At 29.0% G+C, this 22,774-nt stretch carries 15 protein-coding genes; 10 read left to right on the forward strand and 5 right to left on the reverse strand.

Annotated elements, in window-relative coordinates:
- Positions 1 to 218 precede the first annotated feature (218 nt).
- Entirely contained in the window at positions 219 to 1,094 is an 876-nt protein-coding gene (locus B3086_RS00940) for a tRNA 2-thiocytidine biosynthesis TtcA family protein (protein ID WP_346848773.1), read from the forward strand.
- Positions 1,095 to 1,234: 140 nt separating this feature from the next.
- On the opposite strand, the gene B3086_RS00945 is transcribed toward B3086_RS00940, so the two are convergent.
- The gene (locus B3086_RS00945; protein WP_346879842.1) at positions 1,235 to 3,217 is read right to left on the reverse strand and encodes a sodium-translocating pyrophosphatase; all 1,983 of its coding nucleotides are present in this window, start codon (positions 3,215 to 3,217) and stop codon (positions 1,235 to 1,237) included.
- A 537-nt stretch (positions 3,218 to 3,754) separates the two neighbouring features.
- Positions 3,755 to 4,519, reverse strand: a complete 765-nt coding sequence (locus B3086_RS00950) for a SagB/ThcOx family dehydrogenase (protein ID WP_346848775.1) — start codon at positions 4,517 to 4,519, stop codon at positions 3,755 to 3,757.
- Between the two features lie 282 nt (positions 4,520 to 4,801).
- Here B3086_RS00950 and B3086_RS00955 point away from each other — a divergent pair, with 282 nt between their 5' ends.
- The 5 genes from B3086_RS00955 to B3086_RS00975 all read left to right on the forward strand — a co-directional run bounded on the left by B3086_RS00955 (position 4,802) and on the right by B3086_RS00975 (position 13,743).
- Entirely contained in the window at positions 4,802 to 5,512 is a 711-nt protein-coding gene (locus tag B3086_RS00955) for an ABC transporter ATP-binding protein (RefSeq protein WP_346892625.1), read from the forward strand.
- A complete protein-coding gene (locus B3086_RS00960) occupies positions 5,505 to 7,094 on the forward strand; it encodes a hypothetical protein (protein WP_346892627.1) in 1,590 nt (529 codons plus the stop codon). The genes B3086_RS00955 and B3086_RS00960 overlap by 8 nt, the downstream gene beginning before the upstream one ends.
- Positions 7,095 to 7,311: 217 nt before the next feature.
- On the forward strand, positions 7,312 to 9,597 hold the full coding sequence (gene helD, locus B3086_RS00965) for an RNA polymerase recycling motor HelD (RefSeq protein WP_346879844.1): 2,286 nt from the start codon (positions 7,312 to 7,314) through the stop codon (positions 9,595 to 9,597).
- 245 nt (positions 9,598 to 9,842) lie between these two features.
- Positions 9,843 to 11,504: a glutamine--tRNA ligase/YqeY domain fusion protein gene (locus B3086_RS00970; protein WP_346892629.1), complete on the forward strand. Its 1,662-nt coding sequence runs from the start codon at positions 9,843 to 9,845 to the stop codon at positions 11,502 to 11,504.
- 190 nt (positions 11,505 to 11,694) lie between these two features.
- Positions 11,695 to 13,743 (forward strand): family 10 glycosylhydrolase, encoded by a 2,049-nt coding sequence (locus B3086_RS00975; protein WP_346892631.1) that lies wholly within the window; start codon positions 11,695 to 11,697, stop codon positions 13,741 to 13,743.
- A gap of 81 nt (positions 13,744 to 13,824) precedes the next feature.
- Here B3086_RS00975 and B3086_RS00980 read toward each other — a convergent pair whose 3' ends face one another.
- Positions 13,825 to 15,852, reverse strand: coding sequence for a HAMP domain-containing sensor histidine kinase (locus B3086_RS00980; protein ID WP_346892633.1), 2,028 nt, complete (start codon positions 15,850 to 15,852; stop codon positions 13,825 to 13,827).
- 243 nt (positions 15,853 to 16,095) lie between these two features.
- Between B3086_RS00980 and B3086_RS00985 the strand changes: the two genes are divergently transcribed.
- The gene (locus B3086_RS00985; protein ID WP_346848782.1) at positions 16,096 to 17,196 is read left to right on the forward strand and encodes an ion channel; all 1,101 of its coding nucleotides are present in this window, start codon (positions 16,096 to 16,098) and stop codon (positions 17,194 to 17,196) included.
- A gap of 96 nt (positions 17,197 to 17,292) precedes the next feature.
- Here B3086_RS00985 and B3086_RS00990 read toward each other — a convergent pair whose 3' ends face one another.
- Entirely contained in the window at positions 17,293 to 18,861 is a 1,569-nt protein-coding gene (locus B3086_RS00990) for a MutS-related protein (RefSeq protein WP_346879131.1), read from the reverse strand.
- 197 nt (positions 18,862 to 19,058) lie between these two features.
- On the opposite strand from B3086_RS00990, the gene lexA reads away from it, so the two are divergent.
- On the forward strand, positions 19,059 to 20,561 hold the full coding sequence (lexA, locus tag B3086_RS00995; RefSeq protein WP_346892635.1) for a transcriptional repressor LexA: 1,503 nt from the start codon (positions 19,059 to 19,061) through the stop codon (positions 20,559 to 20,561).
- 106 nt (positions 20,562 to 20,667) lie between these two features.
- Here the strand turns inward: lexA and B3086_RS01000 are convergent, their stop codons facing one another.
- Positions 20,668 to 21,030, reverse strand: a complete 363-nt coding sequence (locus B3086_RS01000; RefSeq protein WP_346879850.1) for a hypothetical protein — start codon at positions 21,028 to 21,030, stop codon at positions 20,668 to 20,670.
- A gap of 181 nt (positions 21,031 to 21,211) precedes the next feature.
- On the opposite strand from B3086_RS01000, the gene B3086_RS01005 reads away from it, so the two are divergent.
- The gene (locus tag B3086_RS01005; RefSeq protein ID WP_346848785.1) at positions 21,212 to 21,745 is read left to right on the forward strand and encodes a hypothetical protein; all 534 of its coding nucleotides are present in this window, start codon (positions 21,212 to 21,214) and stop codon (positions 21,743 to 21,745) included.
- 193 nt (positions 21,746 to 21,938) lie between these two features.
- Complete coding sequence (gene murI, locus B3086_RS01010) at positions 21,939 to 22,727, forward strand: glutamate racemase (protein WP_346848786.1); 789 nt, start codon at positions 21,939 to 21,941, stop codon at positions 22,725 to 22,727.
- Positions 22,728 to 22,774: the final 47 nt, after the last annotated feature.

Raw genomic sequence — 22,774 nt, forward strand, 5'->3', positions numbered from 1 at the left:
CAAGTTTAATATTTGAAAAAATGTATTTATAAAATGAAAATTTAAGCTGACTAATATTTGTATTATACCTAGACATAGGTATTTAATTTAATTGAAGTACCAAGACAAAAATTTATAAAGGTGCTATAATATCAAAGTAAGTTTATAGTGTAAAAGTATAAACTTAATATTAGAAATATGTAAAGTACATATATTAAAAAATATACGAGGTGAAATAAATGAGTGGTGTAGCAGGAGAAGGTTGTGAAATATTAGTCCCTTTTAATGAGAGAAAGCCATTAGAAGAAATAGAAAGAAGTTTAATTAAAAAATATAGAAAATCAGTATGGTCTAAATTTATTAAGGCTATTAGAGAATACAAATTAGTAGAAGAAGGAGATAAGATAGCTGTTGGAATATCTGGAGGTAAGGATAGTATAATAATGGCTAAGTTATTTCAAGAGTTAAAACGTCATGGGCAAGTAAATTTTGAATTAGAATTTATTGCTATGGACCCAGGATATCATCCACAGATTAAAGAGCTTTTATTGGATAATTGTAATTATTTAAATATACCAATACATACCTTTGATTCAAAAATATTTGACATTATAGATGAGATTGCAAAGGATTATCCCTGTTATATGTGTGCTAGGATGAGAAGGGGCGCATTATATTCTGAAGCTGAAAGGCTTGGATGCAATAAGCTAGCATTAGGACATCACTTTAATGATGTTATTGAAACTACAATGCTTAATGTGCTTTATGGAGGAACTTTTAAAACTATGCTTCCCAAGCTTAAAGCAACTAACTTTAAAGGGTTAGAGCTTATACGTCCTCTTTATTATGTTGAGGAAAGCTACATAGAAAACTTTATACAAAGTAGTGGTATATGGCCTCTTAACTGTGCATGCATGGTAGCAGCAAAGAAGATTGGTAACAAGAGACATGAAATAAAGGATATGATAAAAGAAATGAAAAAGAATTTTAAAGATGTGGATAAATCTATATTTAAGGCTGCTGAAAATGTTAATATGGATGCAATTTTAGGTTGGCAAAAGGATGGACAAAAACATTCTTTCTTAGAAGAATATGATGGAGAATTTTTAGATTAAAAATTAAGGTGCTTAATTGATTTACTAAAAGATTACATAGTAATTACATGTGAGATAAATACTATATAAAAGGAAACCTCTTATTTTAGAATTATAATTCTAGAATAAGAGGTTTAATATTTTAACTTATAATTAGATTTCTATAAAAGTCCACCTATTGAAACAAATAGAGAAGCAAAAACTAAAGAAACAATAGTCATAAGTTTTATTAATATGTTGATTGATGGACCAGATGTATCCTTAAATGGATCTCCAACAGTATCTCCAACAACAGCGGCTTTATGAGCATCGCTACCTTTACCACCATGAGTACCTTCTTCAATGTACTTCTTAGCGTTATCCCATGCACCACCAGAGTTAGACATGAAGATAGCAAGCATAACTCCAGAAACAAGAGAACCTACTAAAAGTCCACCTAAAGCTTCAGTACCAAGTAAGATACCAATTACTAGTGGCATAGCTACAGCCATAACTCCAGGAAGCATCATTTCTTTTAATGCTGCAGCTGTTGAAATTTCAACGCATCTTTTATAATCAGGTTTTCCAGTACCTTCTAGAATTCCAGGAATGGTTTTAAATTGATTACGAACTTCAACAATCATTTTGTTAGCTGTTTTACCAACAGATTCCATTGTAAATGCTGAGAATAGGAATGGAAGCATACCTCCAACTAATAATCCAACAATTACTTTAGGATTTAAACAGTCTATAGTAGTTAATCCAACAGCTTGAGAGTAAGAAGCGAATAATGCTAATGCAGTAAGAGCTGCAGAACCAATAGCAAAGCCTTTACCCATAGCAGCTGTAGTGTTACCAACAGAGTCTAATTTATCTGTAATCTTACGAACTGATGAATCAAGTCCTGACATTTCTGCAATACCACCAGCATTGTCAGCAATTGGACCATAAGCATCAACTGCTACAGTAATACCAGTAGTTGATAACATTCCAACAGCTGCAAGAGCAATACCGTATAATCCAGAGAATGAATAAGCAACTAGTATAGCAATAGCAATTAATATTATAGGTAGAGCTGTAGATTCCATTCCAACAGCAAGTCCAGATATTATTGTTGTTGCAGAACCAGTTTCAGATTGTTCAGCAATTTTCTTAACTGATCTATAATCACTTGAAGTGTATACTTCTGTTAACTTACCAATTAATAAACCAACTATAATTCCAGAAATTATTGCGAAGAATGGTAAGAAATCTCCAAAGAATTTTTTACTAAGTACAGCAGAAGATATAACAACTAATATACTAGCTAAGTAAGTTCCACTATTTAAAGCTTTATGTGGATTTTGGCTTTTGCTATTATTTACAAGCACAATACCTATTATAGAACAGAAAATTCCTGCTGCAGATATTATAAGTGGGAAAATAGCTCCCTTTAATCCAAAAGCAACTACACCTAGTGTAATAGCAGATATGATAGAACCAACGTATGATTCAAATAAGTCTGCACCCATACCAGCAACATCACCAACGTTATCACCAACGTTATCAGCGATTACTGCTGGGTTACGTGGATCATCTTCAGGTATACCAGCTTCAACCTTACCAACAAGGTCAGCTCCAACGTCAGCAGCCTTAGTATATATTCCACCACCAACACGTCCAAAAAGAGCTAGAGTAGAAGCTCCTAAACTAAATCCAGTAAGTACTTCTATATTATTTGTAAAAAAGTAAACTACACTTACTCCTAGTAGTCCAAGACCTACAACACACAGACCCATAACAGCTCCACCAGAGAATGCAATTGAAAGTGCTTTACTCATACCAGATGTTCTAGCACCTTCAGCAGTTCTTACATTGGCTTTAGTAGCTGTATGCATACCAACATAACCTGCTAGAGTTGAGAATAATGCTCCAACTAAGAAGCAAACAGCTGTAACCCAGCTACCTATTCCTACACCAATTAATACAAAAATAATAGCACAGAAAATGATTAATACTTTGTACTCTGCCTTTAAGAAAGCAGTAGCACCTTCACTGATAGCTGAAGCGATTTCTTTCATTCTATCTGTACCTTCACTACTTTTATTAATTTTTGATAGTAGTAAAAAGGCAGAGATTAAAGCAAGCAATCCAGCAACTATACAAACATAGATAAGATTGTTCATAATAAAGTCCCCCTATATATTCTTATTTAATTTTATTTAACAATTGAAGTGAAGGGTTTAACCTATACCTCAATTGGATTTGTCCTATGTATTAACCTTGTATATGATACAAAAAATATTATGATATATCAAGCAGAAAAATTAGCCATTTTAAATTAAAATGGGTAATTAATATATAAATTCATGTGAATAATGATCCTAGAGAGATAAGCTGAATTAATTAATATTTCATAATAAATATGTATTTAAATACAGTTTAAATCTTATTAGTACTAATAAATGTTATCATCATAATAATTTTATGTCAAATATAAGTTGAATTTTATTTAAATATCTTTGAATATATTAAAAGAAAATATAGAATTATTTCAATATACTAAATTGTGATACATTTTATATGTAGAAAGAAAGTATTAATGCCACCTTATAAATGTCAATTATGATTAATAATTATGGTTGATTTATATAAAAAGGACACCTTAAATTTTACTTAAGCTATCCTTTAGACTTTGTTAAATATGGTATACTATTTTTGAACTATTTACTTACTTTACCAACGGGAGCTACATAAACTACAAACTCATTTTCGCCATCTAATCCAAGAAATTTATCTATAAGCTTTTGGTCATAGGCTCCTACAGCACAGGTACCACAATCTATGGCTTGGCAAGCAAGATAAAGGTTTTGACATACATGACCTGCATCAAGTAGCATAACTTTATGGGCAGCATCTAGATATCTCCATTCGCCTCTATAGGGAATACAACTCCATATAAAGGTTACGGCACTATCGCCAACAAAGGTTTGTTCACAAGCTATATCAGAAAGTTGAGATGATAAAGTAGAATCTTCTAATATAAGAAGTAATTTATGGCGTAAGGGAAGGTATCTGTATAAGCCCTTCTTAATGCCCTTAATGTGATTTATTACTAAGTATGTCTCAAAGGGATGACGAGCACCACCAGAAGGTACGGTTCTAAGGGTTGCATAGTTATTAGCAGTAACTTTTTTTACACCTTGTGTACACCAAAGAAGAAAGGATAGCTCCTCTAAGCTTAGATTATCATCAGTAAATTTACGATGACTTTCCCTTTGATTTATAATGTCTAGGATATTAGATCTAACTAAAATTTTATCTGTTACCTCAGGCAAGTCTATAGTTTTATCATTTTCATCATATGGTTTTTGTAAAGGTGGTTGAGGTAATTTTTTTTGTTGATCAGATAACTCATATTCCCCTTCATCCTCTTCTGTTGAAAAGCTAGATTTCATAAAGTTTCGAAATTTCTCTAAATTCTCCATTTAATACAACTCCTTAAAAGTAAAATGTTCATAAACGAGCTTAGTTAACATTTATTCTTGATTCTAAGTTATTACTTAGAAAATTATAATATAAGAATAACCTTTATCCTATTATTTCATAATAACCTACAATTTTAAATAGATAATTTGTAAAATATGTGATTTAATAGTTAATAGGATATATGAAAAAATTTTCCTATATAAATATTTTTATAGGAAAATTTTTTCATATTTATATAGTTGTTCTGCCCATGCGGGTTTGAGAAGATTAGGGGGAGAAAAGTGGAGTTAATATTAAAGGATATACAAAAAAGTTTTGAAAATAAAGTGGTGTTAAAAGGAGCATCTTTTACCTTTGAAAAAGGAAAGATATATGGCCTATTAGGAAGAAATGGTGCAGGTAAAACTACTTTATTTAATTGTATAAGTGGAGAGCTAAGCAAAGATTCAGGGGAAGTCATCTTAGAGAATGGATTGGGTAATGAAGGAGAGTTAGATTATTCTAATATAGGATTTGTTTTTGCAGATCCAGTATTACCAGAGTTTTTAACAGGTTATGAGTTTGTTAAATTCTATATAGATATAAATAAGGATAAGATTAATGATATTAAGACCGTAGAGGAATATTTAAATATTATAAAAATATCTAGGGTCGATAGTCATAGATTAATTAAAACCTATTCTCACGGAATGAAGAACAAGCTCCAGATGTTATGCTTTTTAATAAGTAGACCGCCGGTAATTTTATTAGATGAACCATTAAGTTCTTTTGATGTAATTGTGGCACTAGAAATTAAAAATTTATTAAAGGAAATAAAGAGTGAGCATATAATTATATTTTCAACTCATATATTACAACTTGCCATGGATTTATGTGATGAAATAGTAGTTCTTAATCATGGAATATTAGAGCAAGTTCCAAGTGAAGTTATAAGAAGTGGAAAGTTTGAGGAAAGCATCATGGAAATTTTAAAGGAGGACAATTATGATTAGAACTTTTACTAATACATACAAATTCTCCTTTGTACAAGGTGCAAATACATTCATATATTTCATCAAGAGGATTCCGCTAATAGGTAAAAAAGTTCCAGAGAGTTTTTACAGTAAAACAAAGGCTAAAATTACTCTTGGAATTATATTTGAAATAATGTCTTTTTTATTTGGCTTTATTAAAAAAGCTGTTTATATTGGTGTGATGATAGCACTTCCTGCTCTGTACCTCTCAAAGGAAAGCGGAAATTTACAGGAAGTAGCTCTTCAAATATTTTTTATTTTAAGCTTTATTCTAGGACCCATTATAAATACTACTTTAATGCCACGAGATGAAAAACCTTTCAACATGATAAGATTAATGAGGGTGGATGCTAAAAAGTACTTTATAAGTGAAATGGTTTATACCAGAATTTTAGCTTTTATACATTTTACTCCCGTGATGATGGTACTGTTTTCTCCAGTAAAGGGATTAATTTTGACCTTTGAGTTTATACTCATTAGGTTCATATGGGAGTTTATACATTTATTTGTATTTAGTAGGTTTAACAAGATGATATCAAATATGGATATATTTATTGGGACATTGGTGATTATTTGTCCTTTACTAGCCTATGTTCCTTTATTTTTTCATGTTAATATAGGACTTCATAGGTGGATATATGATTACAGGATTATTATCCTATTATTTTTATTGTCAGTTTTATCTCTTAGATATATCTTTAAATACAAAAGGTTTAAGGATATTAGTAAAATTATATGCACTAAGGATAATATTTTAGAGAAACAGAAATTAGTAAAAGATGTTCAGTTTAAAGATGTAGAAATAAACGAGAAGAAGATAAAAGTAGAAGACTTGAATTCCAATATCTATGAAAATAAGCAAGGCTATGAATATCTTAATGCTATATTTTTCAAAAGATACAAAAAACTTTTATCAAAGTCTTCAAAATATATAATTATAGGAAGCCTTATAGTAACAATAGTTGCCATTGGATTTGTATTGTGGAAACCAAGTGATAAAGGGGGTATTATAGATTTTTTCAAGAATAAAACTTCTAGTTGGATATTTGTAATGTACTTTTTATCTACTACAGAAAGAATTTGTAAGGCTATGTTTTTTAATTGTGATATAAGCTTACTTAGATATGGGTACTATAGACAAAGAGAAGCTATATTTTCTAATTTTAAATCTAGGTTAAAAAGGGTAGTTGTTTTTAATATTCTTCCTGCTTTAGTAATTTGCTGTTGTATAATTTTCATACTAATAGCATCTGGAGACCCTAAGGCAATATTAGAATTAAGTTATTTATTTTTAAGTATAATAGCCTTGGCTTGCTTTTTTTCTATACATCATTTAGCCATATATTATATAATTCAGCCATATACTGCTAACTTAGAGGTTAAAAGTCCACTATTCAGAGGAATTAATACAGTAATGTATGTAGTTTGTTATATGTGTTCAGGAATTGATAGCTCTTCCTATATGTTTAGTATAGGAGTAATCATATTCACTGTAATATATATGATTATAGCATTAACATTAGTTTATAAATTAGCACCTAAGACATTTAAACTTAAATAGATAACAAATATTTAAAAACTTCTATGAATTTGTAAAAATTTAATGTATAATATATAGGCAACTCATAAACAAAGAAATATTTCATTATGATATGATAAGCTCTTAGAAAATTATACGATTAATGCAAAAAATATTACATTATAAGCAAAGAGGGAGAATCCAAGGGGTTTTTCCTCTATATTTTTTCAAAAATATAAGAAGTGAGAGGTGAAAAACAATGACAATTAATAGAGAAGAGACTTTGAAGGAAGAAATGAAATTCAGTAGTACTAAGGAATGGATAGAAGAACAACTTTTAAACACTGAGAAAAAGTGTGAAGAGTATGAAAAGAAAGTAGCAACTCTTAAAAAATCTTCAAGGGGTACTTTTAGTACAGAGCTAATTTTAGCCCAAAATATTCAAGACTTCGCAAATAAAGATTTGCATAAGTATAATGAAAGTAAAGATAATCCATACTTTGCAAGAATTGATTTCAAGGAAAAGATAAGAGATGTAGAAAGCTTTTATATTGGTAAGTTTGGACTTATAGATGAAGTTAAAAACGAAGAGGTTGTCATTGATTGGAGAGCACCTCTTGCCAATTTATATTATAGTGGAACTTTTGGAGCAGCATCTTATACTGCCCCCATGGGAGAAATTCAAGGAGACCTATTATTAAAAAGGAAATTCCAAGTTAAAGATGGAAAAATAGTAAATATCTTTGATGAGGGAGTAAATGAGTTAATAGTTCCAGTATCAGAAGATGGAGAAGAACTAGTAGATGAGTTTTTAAAGATAAATCTAGAAGAAAATATGAGTAAAAAGCTTAAGGATGTAGTAAATACAATTCAGAGGGAACAAAATGAAATTATTAGAGCCTATAAAAATAAACCAATAATTATTCAAGGTTCCGCAGGGTCAGGAAAGACTACTGTAGCATTACATAGATTAGCCTACCTAGTGTATACCTATGGAGATGAAATGAACAATAGAAACATACTAGTAGTTGCACCAAACCAATTATTTTTAGACTATATATCAGATATATTACCAAACTTAGGAGTTAGTAATGTAAAACAGTCAACCTTTGAGGAACTTTGCAGTGCAATTTTAAACATTAAATATAAAATAATAACTAAGGATAAAAAGCTTGCACATATAATGGAATGTAAGGATGAGGAAGAAATTAAATACATTACTGCATCTAGCAAGATAAAAGGGACAATGACCTATAAAACCATTATGGATAGGTTTATAAAATATTTAGAAAGAAAGAGTTCTGAAGTAGAGGATATATTAGTAGATGAATACATTTTATTTTCAGCAAAGGAAATAAAAAGACTATATATAAAGGATTTAGAAAATTTACCTATTAACAAAAGAAAAGATGAAATAAATAAATACTTTAAAGGTAAGTTGAAAAACCGAATAGAAGAAATTAAAGAAAAGATAGAAGATATATACTTTTTTAAGATAAAAGATATAAAGGATAGAAAAGACATATCAGAGGAAGATAAGAGAAAAGAGATAATTAAAACCTATGATGAACGAGATGAGCTTATAGCAGGACTAAAAACTAAAGGGAGTAAGGCATTAAAGGAGTTCTTTGGTAGTTGGAAGAAGATAAGTGTAGTAGATAGTTATATAAATCTATATAATGATGAAGAAGCATTTTCATCTGTAACAGATAATTGCTTACCTAAAAAGTTAGCTGACTATATGAGAGATGAAATAAATAATAATATTGCCACTAAAAATATAGACTGCGATGATTTAACGGCATTAACATACTTACAATTGAAGTTAGAAGGAGTAGTAGGAGAGAATTATATTCATACTGTCATTGATGAAGCACAAGATTATAGTCTTATGCAATTTAATGTATTAAAAGAAATATCGAAGAATAACTCCATGACTATAGTTGGGGATTTAGGGCAAGGAATCTATAATTATAAAGGAATTAACTCATGGGAAAGCTTAGTAGAAAAGGTATTTAGCGAAGATGCCACTTATATAACTTTATCCCAAAGCTATAGGTCTACAGTAGAAATAATAGAGTTTGCAAACAGGGTATTAGAAAAGCAAAAGTTAAATATAAAACCAGCTCTTCCTATATTAAGACATGGAGATGAACCTAGGGTTATTAATGCTAAAGAAGATGAAGAAATAAGAGTTATTGATTCTTTATTAGAAGAAATATATAGTAAGAATAAAAAAACTGTAGCTATAATTTGCAAAACCTATACTGAATGCAAGGAATTACATAAAAGGCTTAAGAAGGAGTCCAAATATAAATGGGAACTGATAGAAGAGAGTCAAAGTAAATTAGATATAGATAATTTACTTATACCTAGCTATATGACCAAGGGGTTAGAGTTTGACGCAACCATTGTTTATAATTGTGATGAAGATATGTATAGGAATGAAGTCTTAGATAAAAAGTTGCTATATGTGGCTTTAACTAGAGCATTACATCTTCAATATGTAATGTATAAGGAATCACTTTCTTCTTTACTTGTATAGGTATAAGCCTAGTTGCAATAAGGAATAATAGGTTATAGTTTAAAATAGAAGTTATTGTACTATAATTTTAAAGATAATAGAAAAAAAGTGCAAATTATGATATATTTAAGGTTGTGTAAGTCAAAATAATTAGATAATTTATTGATAATATGAATTATGTTTCGATAATGAAGGTATATGAATGCCATTATATTAAATTATTTGATAATAACCTAAATAAAATATAATAAGAGGAAGTGATTATTATGGGAGAAAATATAGGAAATACATCTTCAAATTTTATTAAAAGAATAGTGGTGGATGACTTACAGAGCAAGAAACATGACAATATAATTACTCGTTTTCCACCAGAACCAAATGGATATTTACATATAGGACATGCAAAATCTATAGTTTTAAACTTTGAGTTAGCAGATGAGTTTAATGGAAAGACAAACTTAAGATTTGACGATACAAATCCTACTAAAGAGGATACTGAATATGTTGAATCTATAAAAGAAGATATAAAATGGCTTGGATTTGACTGGGATGATTTATACTTTGCATCAGATTATTTTGAGGAAATGTATAATAGGGCAGTACTCTTAATTAAAAAAGGATTAGCTTTTGTATGTGATTTAACTCCTGATGAAATAAGAGAATATAGAGGTAGTTTAAAAGAACCAGGAAAAGAAAGCCCTTACAGAAATAGAACCGTTGAAGAAAACTTAGACTTGTTTGATCGTATGAGAAAAGGTGAGTTTAAGGATGGTGAGAAGGTTTTAAGAGCTAAAATTGATATAAGCTCTCCAAATATAAATATGAGGGATCCTATAATATATCGTATATCTCATACAGCACATCATAATACAGGAGATAAATGGTGTGTATATCCAATGTATGATTTTGCACATCCCCTAGAAGATGCTATTGAAGGCATAACTCACTCAATCTGTACTTTAGAATTTGAGGATCATAGACCACTTTATGATTGGGTAGTAGAAGCGTGTGAAATGGAAAGTACTCCGAGACAAATAGAATTTGCAAGATTAAATATTACTAATACAGTAATGAGTAAAAGAAAACTTAAAGCTTTAGTAGATGAAGGTATTGCTGATGGATGGGATGATCCAAGAATGCCAACTATAGCTGGATTAAGAAGACGTGGTTATACTCCTGAGGCTATAAGAAACTTCTGTAGAGAAATTGGGGTAGCAAAAAATGATAGTACTGTAGATGAACAATTATTAGAACATTTTATTAGAGAAGATTTAAGTACTAAAGCACCAAGAACCATGGGAGTTATCAGGCCTTTAAAGGTGGTTATAACTAACTACCCTGAGGGTGAAGTTGAAATGTTAGAGATTGAAAATAATCAAGATGACCCATCCATGGGAAAAAGAATGGTACAATTCTCTAGAGAAATATATATTGAAGAAGAAGATTTTATGGAAGAGCCACCTAAAAAATACTTCAGACTATTTCCGGGAAATGAAGTTAGACTTAAGGGAGCATACTTTATAAAGTGTAATGATTTTATAAAAGATGAATCTGGAAAGGTTGTTGAGATTCATTGTACTTATGACAAGGAAACTAAGAGTGGAACAGGATTTACAGGTAGAAAAGTTAAGGGTACAATACATTGGGTAGATGCTAGCTCTGCTATACCAGCAGAATTTAGATTATATGAACCTTTAATAAAAGATGAAGAAATTGATGAAAACAAAACTTTTCTAGAATGTGTTAATCCAAATTCCTTAGAAGTATTACTGGGTTATGTTGAAGATAATATGAGGGGCGTAAAACTAGGTGAAAGCTTCCAATTCTTTAGACATGGATATTTTAATGTGGATTTTAAATATTCTACAGAGAATAAACCTGTATTTAACAGAATAGTAGCTTTAAAAAGTTCTTTTAAAATAAAATAAAAACACTACCTCTTAATTTTAAAATTAAGAGGTAGTATTTTTTATAAAGTCTAATGTTATATACATAAGCTGTTTATATATGAATTATCTGTTACTTTTTAGGAATTAATATAAACTTTAAGAGTATAAAGGCGTTAATAATAATATATGGACAAGTATAAAAACTGTATATAAGAATAAAGGAGGAAGTATGAAAAAGATATTAACTGGTTTACTAGGCATGTTTTTAGTATTTGCTGTTATGAACACAACTGCTTTTGCAGATACTAAAGAGATGAGAGGCGCATGGATTAGCACTGTTTGGAACCTTGATTGGCCAACTGTTGGTTCTAGAAATAATCAGGCTCAACAAAAACAAGAGTTTATAACACTATTGGACAAGCTACAAGCAACAGGATTAAATAGTGTTATAGTACAAGTAAGACCTAAGGGAGATGCTTTGTATAATTCTAGTCTTAATCCTTGGTCTGACATACTTACTGGAACTCAAGGCAAGAATCCAGGATATGACCCATTAGCATTTATGATTGAAGAAACTCATAAAAGAGGAATGGAGTTTCATGCTTGGTTTAATCCCTATAGAATAACGACTTCTGGTACAGACGTAAATGCATTAGCATCAAATAATATGGCTAGGAAGAACCCTAGCTGGGCTATAGCTTATAACAATGCATTATATTATGATCCAGGCAATCCACAGGTGGTAAATTATTTAGTAGAAACTGTAGCTGAAGTAGTGAAAAATTACAAGGTAGATGGAATCCATTTTGATGATTACTTCTATCCAAGTAAATCTTTTAATGATGATACTAGCTACAGTAAGTATGGTAATGGAATTAATAAAGATGACTGGAGACGTGCTAATGTCAATACATTAATTCAGAAGGTATATACTAAAATTAATAGTATAAACTCATCAGTATCCTTTGGAGTAAGTCCAAGAGGAATATGGAAAAATGCATCTAGTGATCCGGCTGGTTCAGCTACAAATGGTGGACAAAGCTACTATGATATATATTGTGATTCTGTAGCATGGATAAAGAATGGATGGGTTGACTATATAAATCCACAAATATATTGGACTTTTGAAAATAGTGCAGCTCCTTATGGAACCCTTGTAGATTGGTGGGCAAAGCAAGTTAAAGGAACTAATGTTAAACTTTATATTGGACATGATGTTTCTAAAACTGAGGTAGCTAATCAAATAGAAAAACAAGTAAATTATAGTAGAGCTAATTCAGAAGTAGATGGAAATATATATTTTAGAGCAAAATTTATATCTGAAAATAGTACACTTCAGTCAAAATTAAAACAGTTAAATAAAGTTACACATAAACAACTTAAGGGTTTAAATAGATATGAAACATCAGTAAAGGTAAGTAAAGAAGGTTGGAGTAGCGCAAATACTGTGCTATTAGTAAATGGTTATGCAAATGCTGATGGTCTTGTAGCAACTCCATTAGCATCGGCTTATGGAGCTCCAATACTTTTATCAAGTGCGGACACTTTACCTGAAAGTACAAAAACTGAATTAAAGAGATTAAATCCATCCAAAGTAATTTTAATTGGTGGAAAAGGAGTACTTTATGATAAGCTAATTAATGAAATCAAAAGTATAAAATCTAGCATAACAGTTGAAAGATTAGGTGGTTCAACTAGATATGACACATCTCTTTTAGTAGCAAAAAGATTAGATACTATAATTGATACAAATAAAGCTTATATATGTTATGGATATGGAGAAGCAGATGCCCTATCTATATCAGCAAAGGCTGGAGAAGAGAGACAACCAATAATTTTATCAGAAACCAATTCTTTAAAAGATTCTTCTTTTGAATGGTTAAAAGGAGAGAAACTTCAAAATGCATATTTTATAGGTGGTACAGGGATTATAGGTGATTCTGTAATATCTAAGGTGAATTCCATAACATCTTCAAATGTAAGTGGAAATAGAGTTGCAGGTATTAATAGATATGATACAAATGCAGCTGTGATTAAAAAGTTTTATACTAACTCAGTTCAATCTGGGATTAGTGTTACTAAGGGAGACGTATTAGCAGATGCATTAACATCAGGTCCATTAGCGGCAAAATTAAAGACACCCATAGTGCTTGTAGACACTGAACTAAGTAACAATCAAAAACAGGTTTTAAGTACAAAACAAGCATCCTTAGTATACGAGATAGGAGGAGGTATAAATCCTTCTGCAGTGCAAGATGTTATAAATAGAGTAAGGTAATTTGAAATATTATTGAAATTAAATAAACTCAGTTAATGTAATGATAATTACGTTAACTGAGTTTTTTAATCTATGATATTATTATATGTTTATGTTAGAGTCTATGTCAGAAAATTCTACCATGAGTTTCTCGCTATTATTAGTAATATTTTGTGATATATGATTTTCCACATCTAAAGCGGCCCTATCAACTCCCTTTATAGGAAGAGTAAATATAAATTCACAACCTTTGTTTGGTTCACTTTTAAGGATAATGGAACCATCTAAAAGTTCTACTAGAGATTTTACCAAAGAGAGACCTATACCACTACCCTCTTCACTTTTAGATTTTTCATTTTTAACTTGAGTAAATCTTTCAAAGATGCTTCTTTGCTTATCTTTAGGAATTCCAATTCCAGTATCCTTTACTGAAACAGATATGGAGTGTTTTAAACATTTTAAAGTTACGTATATACATCCTCCTTTAGGGGTAAATTTAATAGCATTTGAAAGAAGATTTAATATAATTCTATCTAGTTTTTCAGAATCTAGTGGCATATAAACCTCTTCTTCGTTAGTATCAAATACTATGGAAATTCCTCTAGCAGATGCATATTCAAGTACAGACATAGTGATATCTTCTACTACTTCTACTATATTCTTAACTTCAAATTCTACATGATAAAACCCAGAATCAATTTTTGTCATATCAATTAGATTATTTATAAGCTTAAGTAGTCGAAATCCATTTTGACGTATATATATTAGTTTAACTTCATCATCTTTATTAGCAAAAGTAAGTTTGCCGTTATCTTTATATATATCTAAAAGTTGTAACCCAGATAGTATAACATTAAGCAAAGTACGTATTTCATGAGAAAAGTTAGCTAAAAATTCAGTTTTAATTTTATCACTTATCAGAAGTTCATCATATCTTTTCTTTGCAGCAATCATATTTTTTGCATTATTTGTTTTTTGGATTGTTTGAATAGCTAACATTATCATGCATACTAGCAAAATTAGAAGTAAAAGAAATACTATACCTAGAGATACGCCTTTATTTATCCAACTATCATTTATAAATACAACATTCTCGGGAAGAGAAGAACGAGATATATTATTTGTTGTTACTTCTGATGCATCAAATAACAAGGTACTACCAGGATCGTATATACTTGGGATATCATTTGGTTTTGTACCATTTAGTACACGAATAGCAGTTTCATAAATGATTTTGCTGTGATTTTTTGCATATAATATATGTCCACCGATAGCTCCATTTCCAACATAAGTTTCCTTAAAAGTATATAATTGACCATTAGAATAGTTTTTTATAATATGTGTTGTGTTCTTAGGTGAAATTATAATGTTGGAAGTATCTTTGAAATTACCAACAATTATTGAAGGTGTATTGCTAGGGTATTGAGATAATTTATAGCATAAATCATCAATATAATCGCTTTTTATAAAATTAAATCTTAACACATTAGTATAATAGGGAATAGTATCTCTTACTTGGTTTTCTATATACTTAGATTCTATAGTATTATCCAATAAAATATTTATTTCAGAAGTATTTGGATTTGTATGTAAAATCAAATCAACTAGGGTACGGACATTAACTGGTTCCATTACTCCAGTAAAATTATTAAATGGATAGGAAGACAGCTTGCTAACATCATTAATACCGCCATATACCACAGGTACATTTTTAAACATGGGAGTATTGTAATAATTTCCTACAAAATTTAAAGATTCATCATCAAGAGTAACAATTAAATCAAATTTAGTATTTTCATATTTTAATGACCAAAGGTCAGCTTGCTTATCTAAATAGGATTTGTCATCATTTGTTATAGATAGGAATTCTGTTCGTGTATGAATATTTAAGTCGCTTGAAGTTAGTGAAGTTTTGAGATTATCGAGGAGATAAGATTCCCAGAGTTCATTTTCACTTTGAGAAGATAAAATTAATACCTCTTTATACTTTAAAAGGGATTGATCAGTATCACTTGATGGCGTAGCAAAAACTGTGATAGAGTTAAAGGACATAACTATGCCTAAAGCTAAATTCACTAACACATATATAAATTTATTTCTTTGGCAGGAGAGTACATATTTATCATTCATACAAATCACCTAACATATCTATACTTGATTTTAAAATATATTTAATTGACTTGGAATAAAGTATTTGAGCAAGTATCCCAAGAAAGTATATATATCGACAGAATAATTATATCATGAAAATTAGATAGATAATAGAATATTTTTAACATTGTATTAATTATTAATACATTTATTATTATCTTAGAGAATATAATAAATACATTTCCATAAAATAATACTATTAAAATTGTGGTGGGAGTATATATGAGTAGTTATTATACTGTGAAATGTAGTAAATACGTTGATTACGATAAAATCTTAAAATTTAATTATGAAAATTTAAAACTTAATGGGAATACGAAATTAGATTATATTAATATTAAGTTAGAGGATGTAAGTTATAGTAATTGTGAATTTAAAAATATGAATTTTGAAAATAATTTCTTTTCAAATGTTATATTTATTAATTGTAAGTTCATAAATTGTAGATTTATTAGAGGAAAGATAAATTTAAGAAATTTTTTGGAGTTTAATAATTGTATTTTAGACAAAATATATATTAATAATTGTAATTTTTCATCTTTATATATAAAGGAATGTTCATTATATAAGGTTGATTTTAAAAATAGCTTTATGAAAGGTTGTAATTTTGTAAGAAATAGTTATGATGAGGTTAGATTTATAGATAATTGTAATTTAATGGACTGCATAATAAAAGATATGGAAGGAACCATGGATATAAAGTTTATTAATGAGAAATCTTATACTAAGCTTAATTATGGTTCTTATATAGGAAAATTCAACTATAAGGATATGAAAAAAAATAATACCTGTAGAAATAATAAAGAATCAAGTAATTGCATATGTAATTGTAATTATCTAAACATTAGTTTTAGTTACATGGATTTTGGTGAACAATATTTAAGAAATCATGTAGGCGGAAGATATGGTAGGTGTTTTTATCAAAGTAAGTTAGCTTTTCATAGGACGCTTAAAGGTAGAAAGAAATTTTATTCTTCTGTAGCCAATATAGTATGTGGTTATGGCGAAAAGCCTTATAGAAGCTTTATGTTATCTTTAATTATAATTTTGATATTTGCTTTATTATACATGATTACTGGTATAAACTGCTCCAGCGGAGTAATTGGAATTAGTGGATTAGCAGGTGATTTTTCTGTTAAAATGCTATTTAAAAATATAATTTATTGTATTCACTTTAGTTTAGTTACATTTTCTACAGTAGGATATGGTGATTTATTGCCATATAATATAATGGGGGTTATACTAAGCAGCGTAGAAATACTTATAGGAATTATAATGATAGGAATTTTGACATCTACTTTAGTTAGAAAGATGACAAGATAAGCAGATTTACAATTATTAAATAAGCATATACATAAAATATAAAGTAAGGTAAATTTTATGGGAGGTCACTTTTTAGAGTCCTCCCATGTTTTATTGTTATATAAAACCTTCTATATGTTTTGCTCTTTCAAAGGAATTTTCTATAATTTCATCTGGATATCCAATATATTTTAAAAGTTTTATTGCATTTTTTGTTTGAGATACGCCTTGTTTCAATTTGTAGTCAAAGGAAAGTCCTTCGCTATTATTTACATCTTCACTGAAATAAAAGAAATCATAGTAATCTTTAAGAATATCAGCTAGTTCCCTATCATGGGTAGCAACTATAGAAATTGCTTTTTTAGAGTTAATATATTTTAGAATTTCAGCGGAAGAAGCAATTCTTTCTACAGGGTTTGTACCTCTAAAAATTTCATCTATGGCACAGAAAATAGGAAGAGGCTTTTCAGTAGCTTTTATAATTCTAAGGATGGATTCAGCCTCTGCCATGTAATAACTTTTTCCTGCATTTACATCATCGCTTGGACTAATTGAAGATACAACATTGAAAAAGCTAGCTTCGTAATTTTCAGCTAGTACAAAATTGAAACTTTGTGCAAATACTATGTTAATTCCTAGCATCCTTAAGAAAGTTGATTTTCCAGACATATTTGTACCAGTAAGAATGATACCATGTTTATTAATATTAATGGAATTTGCAACAGGATTCTTAACAAGGGGATGAATTCCTTCAGAAATATTTAACTTTAGTTCCTGATAAAATTTTGGTTTAGTATATGGTGTATCAAGCCCACTTTGGTAGCTTGCTACAGATGCTAAAGCTTCAATTTCTCCAATTATGTAATACAAGTCTAAGAGGTAATTCTTTTTCTCCTTAAGTTCACTACTAAGTTTATAGTAAGCGGCTTCTTCTAATAAAAGTGGTACAGAGATGAACTCAAAGAAACCTTCAAACATGGTGGTAAATCCAACAAGTCTAGTTCCCCTATCTATAGATTTTATATTGTTTAGGATATTGGTTATTTGCAATTTATAGTCCTTAAGTTCGGAAATATTAAGATTTTTCAACTTTTTTGCAGCAACAATTATTTTTCGTAGGTATAATAATCCTTTATCTTTAATATTTTTAGCTTCAGCCATATTTATAAATGCATTAACCCATAAAATTATAGCAAAACCAAACATATACTTAGGATTTTTGGTCATTATAGATATAAGTATTATTAATATAGGAAGAAATTTACCTAAGAAAGTATATAGGTAATATTTACTCTTATTAACTTTAAGATATGTTTCTAGCATTTCTATAAAACAGTCTTTATTATCGAATCCCATATTAAAAAAATGCATTTGAACCTGGCATTTTTTATCTTCATTATCCTTAAAGAAGCTAATTATATTATTTCTTCTGTTAAGTTCTTTTTCATCTATAATAATATTCCTTATCATAGAATATAAAGCAGATTCTCCTGCACTACTATAGGTTCTATCGAAATTTTCATAAACTCTATTCATATCTAAATCATTGAAACTTTGTTCATCTAGAAAATATTCAGTTTTAGGTCTGATATCAAATAACCGTCTAATAGACTTGAAGTTACGTACCCTTTCATTATCTCGTTTAGAGTCTTCTTTAATATAGTTAAGTTTGATTTTAGACAATATATCACTTCCAATACATGTTATTATTTAACATTATAACTCATTATTACATTTTAGTCTAACAAGTAGGGATGACCTACTATTTTTTTAGGAAGAATATGAGAGTTTATGATATAATATGAGGTATATTATAAATGTAGTAAAAGAAGATATATTAATTATATATTTTAGTGGAATAGACAGTGAATGGAGGTGACTTTATGGATATTAAACAGGCTTTAAGTAAATTCAAAGAGGATAAGAAGCATAGATTTTTTATAATCAATGGCAAAGAAGGTATAGGGAAAACTAGAGCAGCTTTATCAAGAGCTATATTTTTACAAGATAATTATTGCATTAGAGAAAATGAAAATATATTGTTTATATCTAATGAGGTTTTAGGGGATACTTTAGAAGAGGTAAAACTAGATGTAAATAGAAATAATACGTTCTTTACATATTTAAATAATAATGTTGAGATCTGCAGTAAAAAACAATTAATAAATAAATGTTTCCAGTATATAACATCAAGCAACCCGTTGAAAGGTAAAAGGTTTTGCAATAAGGATGTGACAAAGGCTTTCATTTTAGAAGGAATTGGAGAATTGCGACAGAAGGAAAGAAGAATAAATAAAGTTATATTAACAAAAAATATAGATTTTTTATTCGATGAAATTTTCTATATAAAACATTTGAATATAAGCTCCGTTGAAGAATATCAAAATTTAAATAGGAAAAAAAGAGGGTTTTCATTACGGAAGAATTCTAATAGTAGAGAAGCTATTTATAAATTATATTTATGGTATTGTAACTACATGGATGAAAATGGACTAATTGATTATATAGATGAGTTTAAAATTGTTTATGATAATATACATAAGCTTAAAGATTTAAAGTATGCACATATAATAATAGATAATGTAGAACAGTTAACCATTGAAGAAGTAAAATTTATTCGTGGACTTTTAAAAGATTTTACTTATAGTAACTTTATTTTGGTGAAAAATATTAATCCTATTGACACACCAAAACCTTGGCTCCAATACTTTAAACAAAATAAGGATGTTACTATTTTTGATAGTAATAAATATAAGATTATTAATTGCAGTAAAGTATCAAAGAAAAAAGTGACTAAAAAAGTTATAGAACAAACTATCGAAGAACAAATTAATAAAGAGTTGAAGGAAGATGAAATGGTCAAAAACAATGAATATATTGAAACCTATAAATATGTAGATTTAAAACATAATATATCTCATGATTTTGCCATAGATACTAGTAGTTATAATGAAGTTATTTTAAACCATAACACTACTAGTGAGATAATCGGAGATAAGGAAATAAATAAAGTTCCAGTGTACAATGAGATTGCTGCGGGGCAACCTATTTCTATTAATGATGAAATAGAAGGTCAATTTAATGTTCCTATATATTGGCTTAAAGGTGTACAACAACCTTTTATATTAAAGGTTAAAGGGGATAGTATGATTAATGCTAATATTGAAGATGGAGATTATATAGTTATAAATAAGCAAACTATGGCAAATCATAATGAGATAGTTGCTGTAAGTATAGATGGAGAAGCTACCCTTAAGAGGCTATGGTTAAAAGGAAATAAGGCAGTATTAATGCCAGAAAATGATAAATACTATCCTATAGAGATTAAAGAGGATAATGCTTATATTATTGGGAAGGCTGTAGGGTTAATTAAGTCTACTAGCTAACACCTATGTAAGTCTTAAAATAGTAACAAATTTTTTATAAATACAGGTAGAGTAAATAATTTATTTAAGTTTACTCTACCTTTTTATTTTATAGTCTCAATAATACTTATAAAATAAAGATCAACAGAATGTCTATAAAGCCACCTATAGCTATAGAAATCCAATTTAAGAAAAGATGGAAATTTATATTATTAAGGGTATTAAAAATGTTATCTTTTGTAAAAGCTTTATTGTCCATATATTTAGAATATATTTCATTTAAAATATAATAGGACATACCTAAAGATTTACTGTTTATAGCTGATGTAATAGACATTAATAACATGATTAAGCCTTCTACAAATATAATATCTTTAAAAAAAAAGTTAGTTAGTGGTGTAAATATCCCTGCTATAGCTAAAGTTAGAATACTCCACAACACACCACAGATAAATAGCTTTAAAGTGATTTTTACTGATGCATTTTTCATGAAATTCACCTCGCTTGAAAATGAATTCTTATTGAATTATAAGAGTTTAATATAATATATGATTAAAAAGCCATTTAGGTAATGCAAATAAGAAAAATGTAAACCGTAGAAACTTACTAAGCCATGGTGTATAATTATCTGTGAAGTTTGGTTTAATCTGATTATGAGAGGGAGAGATTTTATGTTAAGTAGAGTGAGATTAAATTTAGAAGCAGTAGAAGCAATGCTTTATTATTGGCAAGCAGCATCTGAAAAGGATAACATTGCAGAATCATTTTTCTATGATGTAGCAAAAATGCCAGGATTAACTGTTGCTTATGATGATGAATTTAATGGAGAATCTGTAAGACGTGCTTTAAGCGCTATAAAAAATAGAGAGCCTTTTGATGGGACTAAAAAAGAAAAGAAGTTCTGGAATAACAATATGTGGATGATGGAAGACTTAGAATTTACACATGCAATGGCAGCACCACTAAAAGTATTAAATTTAGATTCATTAGCAAGTGAATTTCAGAAGGTAGAAAATAAACATAATTATGATGAAGTAGAAGTTATTTTCTCACCATTACATTCTGATGAATATATAATCTCAGGAAATAAGTTAGTTATAAATTTCTTTAGAATAAAGATTGATTTAATGGATGGTAAAGCAACTATTGGAGATATAGAAATAATAGAGTATATTAAAGAAAAGATTAAGGAAGTAATACAATAGTGAGAATACTGTAAAATTAATTAAAGAAAGGGTATTGTAAGATGACCTAAATTAGTCATAAACAATGCTCTTTTTTAACTATATTTTTACATAATGCATGTCTCATACTTTTAATAATCTTTTAGCTGTAGTATTATAGTTATAGGATATATGAAGAAATATCTAAAAACTAAGTAGTGTGGTGTAATGAAGTATGGACAAAACTAATTTTAGTATAGGATTTTTTGATTCAGGGGTTGGAGGTATTAGTGTCCTAAAGGAAGCAGTGAAGCTACTACCTAAAGAAAACTACATATATATAGGAGATTCTTTAAATGCACCCTATGGAGTGAAAACTCCAGAGGAAGTTAGAAAGTTAACCTTTAATATGGTAGATAAGCTTATTTCTATGAATGTGAAAGCTATAGTAGTGGCATGTAATACTGCTACTAGTATTGCAATCGATGAATTAAGAAGGATTTATAAAGAAATCCCCATAATTGGAATAGAGCCAGCTTTAAAGCCGGCAGTAGAGAATTATGGTAACGGAATAATAGTAATAATGGCTACACCAATGACTTTATCTGAGAATAAATTTAGTAAACTAAGAGAAAGATATAATAAGGCTTCTGACATTATTTCAATGCCATGTGATGGTCTGGTGGAAATTATTGAAGGTGGAAATATTAAGGGTGAAGTTGTAGAGGGGTATTTAAGAAATAGGTTTAAAGATGTACCTAAAGAGAGAGTGTCCTCTGTGGTTCTTGGATGTACTCATTATCCATTTATTAAAGAAGCATTAGTGAATGTTATAAATGATGATGTTGCTATTATAGATGGTAGTTTAGGAACAGTAAAACAATTGAAGCGTAAGTTAGATCAAAAAGGTTTATTAAATACTAATAATGAACAAGGTACTGTTAAAATATATAATTCTAAAGATGATAAAAATTTAATAGAATTGTCATATAAGTTGCTTGATGCAGATAAAAACAGCAAATAACTCTGTTTATCATCAGTATAATAAATTACATAAAAATAATTAAAGAA

Source organism: Clostridium sp. UBA871 (assembly GCF_002295255.1).
Lineage (GTDB): Bacteria > Bacillota > Clostridia > Clostridiales > Clostridiaceae > Clostridium_J > Clostridium_J sulfidigenes.